This window comes from Gordonia tangerina (assembly GCF_021556435.1).
Taxonomy (GTDB): domain Bacteria; phylum Actinomycetota; class Actinomycetes; order Mycobacteriales; family Mycobacteriaceae; genus Gordonia; species Gordonia tangerina.
Genome location: NZ_JAKGCU010000067.1, coordinates 1 through 1,017, shown reverse-complemented (window position 1 = coordinate 1,017; position 1,017 = coordinate 1). Strand labels below are relative to the sequence as shown.

At 65.2% G+C, this 1,017-nt stretch carries 1 protein-coding gene; it reads left to right on the top strand.

The genetic code is table 11. From position 1 onward, the window contains the following. The first annotated feature begins 505 nt into the window (after nucleotides 1-505). Nucleotides 506-718, top strand: coding sequence for a hypothetical protein (locus L1892_RS24580; protein ID WP_005179525.1), 213 nt, complete (start codon nucleotides 506-508; stop codon nucleotides 716-718). The last annotated feature ends 299 nt before the right edge of the window (nucleotides 719-1,017 follow it).

The window sequence follows — 1,017 nt, the reverse complement described above, 5'->3', positions numbered from 1 at the left end:
CGCGGTCAGTTGAGCACCTGCGTCAGCCCCCCCTCATCGGCAACCGCGCCACGCAACGCAAGGCACATAGCGGTGCGTGGCGGAAACCAAATGAAGAAGTGTCACCACCAAGACCCCTCACTCTGTCACCTATGGCCTGATGCAGAACTGTCACCGATGTCTTGCGAGATGACACTGATGGCATGTTCGACCACTGGCCCGACACCCGAACACTACGCGTGGTCGACCCACCGAGGCCCGTGCTGATCGACATGGCGATCGCTGACCCGTCCTGCGGACGCTCGTATGCCGCCGGTGGGGGAGTGTCACTGCGAGTCCGCGCATCCGGTGCCCGGATCGAACCCACCATGAACGCGCTTCTCTTAGCGTGGCTCCAAACTTCAAACGGCCTCTGGCGCGGGATATGTCAGATGCCAGTCGAGAGCGCCAACCGCGTCTCCTCGGCCACGATCACCATGTGGGTGCCGCCCGAGGCGCTGCAACCGAGACAGGACGCCGCCGAGCGATGACCGAGAACAACGATGCCGGGGCCGGGCCCACCAATCGCGTCGCACCTAAACGCGGTCGCGTCGCGATAGGGGAGCTGACGTTGATCGTGCGGCCGGCCGGTAGGCCGGCAGACGTCCGGGTCTACACCGACAATGAGGCGACCGAGGCTCAGGCGTACGCCGACGAGGTTGGCGGACAGGTCGAACGACTCGGGGAAGCCACGAGCTGACTCCGCTGGCGCTGCGCTGCCGCCCTCCCCGGCGGGTCGGTTGCCACAGGGCCATCGTGGTTGCGTTGTGCAGGTGGGCGATTCGCAGCCCGGGGTTTTGTCGGTACGCAAGCCTTTCCACGAAGGATGCCGCCAGGCGAGGCGAGGGGCCGGGCGAGTGCCCGGCCCCCTCGCTGGGGCTAGTGTTGCGCGTCGTTAATTCGCTTACAGGCGTTCGGGTGGAAGAATTGCCGTATGCCCACTTCGGCGTTGGTTCTCGATGATGATTCGCGCGCGGTGTTGGAGTCGTGGACTCGATC

Excerpts from the sequence above, each read along its gene's own strand:
- L1892_RS24580 (WP_005179525.1), top strand. The coding sequence starts at position 506 with ATGACCGAGAACAACGATGCCGGGGCCGGGCCCACCAATCGCGTCGCA.